General features: G+C 38.4%; 4 protein-coding genes. All 4 read left to right on the top strand.

The window, feature by feature from the left end; all coding sequences use genetic code 11:
* Positions 1-219: 219 nt before the first annotated feature.
* Complete coding sequence (locus Q0507_RS08625; protein ID WP_298715092.1) at positions 220-1,296, top strand: iron-containing alcohol dehydrogenase family protein; 1,077 nt, start codon at positions 220-222, stop codon at positions 1,294-1,296.
* A gap of 94 nt (positions 1,297-1,390) precedes the next feature.
* Positions 1,391-1,627 (top strand): DUF1653 domain-containing protein, encoded by a 237-nt coding sequence (locus tag Q0507_RS08620; protein ID WP_298715090.1) that lies wholly within the window; start codon positions 1,391-1,393, stop codon positions 1,625-1,627.
* Positions 1,628-1,635: 8 nt separating this feature from the next.
* Positions 1,636-2,412 (top strand): HAD family hydrolase, encoded by a 777-nt coding sequence (locus tag Q0507_RS08615; protein WP_298715088.1) that lies wholly within the window; start codon positions 1,636-1,638, stop codon positions 2,410-2,412.
* A 139-nt stretch (positions 2,413-2,551) separates the two neighbouring features.
* The coding region (locus Q0507_RS08610) for a DUF3829 domain-containing protein (RefSeq protein ID WP_298715086.1) at positions 2,552-3,083 on the top strand (532 nt) is incomplete at its 3' end.

Genomic DNA, 3,083 nt, shown 5'->3' with positions numbered 1-3,083 from the left:
ATATTCCATTTCAAAGTGCTGGTATGGGCTGGGTAAGCTTTGCGGTATTAGGCTTCGTTGTAGGTCTTATCCATAAAGGTCTTGCTTCCGACAATAAATAATATTAAAGGCTCTATGCTTTCATTTTTTGTGAAAGTATAGGGCCTTTTTATGAATTCAAATTGCTTTTATAGATGGGAATTTTTATAATACATATATAGTATATAAAGGAGATTTTTCATGCGTAGCACTCATTGTTTACCAAGTTATAGCTTTGGCGGTCACGATGTATTTGACGCCATTCCACAATTTACAAAATTATACGGAAATTCTGTGGCCATTATTGGTGGTGAAACAGCATTATCTAAGGCGTTACCGCATCTCCAACCCGTACTTGATAGGGCGGGTATTAAGGTGTTGGACGTGATTCACTTTGGTGGCGAATGTACCTTTGCTCGAGGTAAGGAAATTGCACGTATGGAATCTGTGAAAGTGGCAGACTTTCTTTTTGCCGTAGGTGGAGGTAAAGCCATTGATACGGTAAAAGTAGTCGCTCTAGAACTCTATGATAAGCCGTTCTTTACGATTCCTACTATCGCATCTACTTGTGCGGCTACATCTGAAGCAGCTGCTGTATATACATCAGATCATAACTTTGATGGTATTGCTTTTGTAAATCATCCACCGGTACACTGCTTTATTGATGCAGATATTCTCGTAGAGGCTCCTAGTCGTTATTTATGGGCGGGTATGGGAGATACGATAGCCAAGCATTACGAAACATTGATGTCTGCTCGTGGCCGTGAACAAGTGTACAATACACAATTAGGTCTTGTGTTGTCCTCTATGTGTAGTGAGCCTATTTTTAAACATGGTTTACAAGCTTATAAGGATAACGAGGCGAAGCATCGGAGTGAAGCCTTTGATTTAATGGTCATGACTGTAATCTTTACGACGGGCATCGTATCAGGGTGTATGCCGGGTGACTATAATAGTATTATTGCTCATGCAATTTGCTATGGCTGTGCTACGAATAAAGAAACAGAAAAACATCATTTACATGGTGAAATGGTGGCTTACGGTCTGTTAATTCTCTTTATAGTGGATAAACAGTTGGAAGAATTACAGCGTTGGTTACCTGTATATCGCGAGATGGGATGGCCTACGAAACTTTCACAAATGGGTCTCGATGAATCTCATATACCACAAATCGTAGAAAAAGCAGTTTCAGTTCGTGATGTTGTAGTGTCACCATACGAAATTACCACGCATATGTTGGCTGATGCGATTCATTATATGGAAACTATAGAATGTTAATTTGCTAGATTAGAGTGAGTTTATCTTATAATAGTAATATAATAAGAGATAAGAAAATGTTAGTTGATTGATTGAATGTTATATGAGGTTATAGATGAGTGATATAGTAAAAGGCGGATTGTACCGTCATTTTAAGGGCATGTATTATTACGTGCTAGATATAGCGACTCACTCCGAAACGGGTGAAAAGTTTGTAGTATATCAAAAACTGTATGATGATCGAGATATGTATATACGCCCGTTAGAAATGTTTATGAGTGATGTGGATCATGAAAAATATCCTGATGTGGAGCAAAAAGAACGGTTTAAGTTGATGAGTGGACGTGATTAGGAGGGCCTGTGGAGCAGAAGTTTTTCTTTTTCGATATCGATAATACCTTAGCTGTATGGCCTGAAGGTAAAATTCCTGAAAGCGCTCAATACTGTCTAGATGAATTAAAGCGTCGTGGTCATCGAGTAGCACTAGCGACAGGTCGCATTCAAGTGGATGCTAAGCGTTTCGCAGAGCAAGCGGGCCTTACCGATTTTGTAGCAGATGGTGGTCACAGTATTACTGTTAATAATGAATTGGTATCCATGATTGGAATGGATCGTGATGCATGTATTAAATATTTAGAGTATTTAGAAGCTAATAATATTCCTTGGGCCGTAACGGATCGCAATAAATTAGGGCGCATTACGCCGTATAAGGAGATTTTAGAGTGGAATCCAAATTGGGATGTGTTTAAAACAACTGTAGATCCTGATTTTGATTTTCATAGTGTTGAAGAGTTTTACAAGATTTATGTATTCTTCAAAGAAGGCGAAGAAGAGGAGAAAGATATCGAGCATATGACGCATAAGCTCATTCGTTATGGTGAAGGTTGTGTTTTGTATGAACCTATGGAAAAGGCATTAGGTATTCGCAACATGCTGGAGCACTTTGGAATGAAGCCGAATCAAGCGGTTGTATTTGGCGATGGATATAACGATTTATCCATGTTTAGCCCTGAATGGTTTAATATTGCGATGGGGAATGCGCGGCCTGAGTTAAAAGCAAAAGCCGATTATATCACTACGGATTGTGATAAAGATGGTATCTATAATGCGTGTAAATATTTTAAATGGATTGATTGATCTTGAGGTTAAGTCCCTTTAGCAGGGTGAAATTTTGGTGTAGTTTTATTTTTGTAGCTGTAGCTACAGAATTGGTGTAGCATAGTTAGTATAATGCGGTTAGTTTAATATTCATGTGTATTTTAGGAGAAGAGAAGTTATGAACAATAAACGCAGATTATTTTCAACTTTACTTTGTGTAGCGGCATTGACAGCAGGCTTATTTGTTTCTGGTTGCGGTAGTGATAAAGTGGGCGGTATTGGCTCCGTAGTATCTTCTGTAGTTGATAATGGCGGCGATGAGAAAGCAGCTGCTAAGCTGAATACACTTATTGACGCAACAAACCGCTTTAACAGTGAGAATGCTACTTGGGGTCAAAACTATGCAGATGGTTTGGCTAAATTAAAAGGCGGCTTCCAAGAAGGTGCTATTAGAACTCAACCTCATTATGATACTTTAAAAGAAGCTTTGGAAGCATCCAAAAAAGAAGGTTCTACATTTAAAGAAGTTGATGCAGAACGTGATGCTTTGTTAGCAGTACTTAATGAATTAGTACCAACATATAAAGACTTATTAGCGTATGATGATTCTAAAGCTTACATGAATGATGGCAGTGCTAAAGGTAAAGAATTAGCGGCTAAATACGTAGCACAAGTAGAAAAATTCGATGCAGCTTATGCGAAGTTCAATG

The organism is uncultured Veillonella sp. (genome assembly GCF_938010505.1).
GTDB lineage: Bacteria > Bacillota > Negativicutes > Veillonellales > Veillonellaceae > Veillonella.
Note: the sequence above shows the minus strand (reverse complement) of the source record. Positions and strands in the feature narration are given on the sequence as shown.

Bases quoted from the DNA above. Each gene is read 5' to 3' on its own strand.
- Q0507_RS08625 (WP_298715092.1), top strand. From the start codon at position 220: ATGCGTAGCACTCATTGTTTACCAAGTTATAGCTTTGGCGGTCACGAT.
- Q0507_RS08620 (WP_298715090.1), top strand. From the start codon at position 1,391: ATGAGTGATATAGTAAAAGGCGGATTGTACCGTCATTTTAAGGGCATG.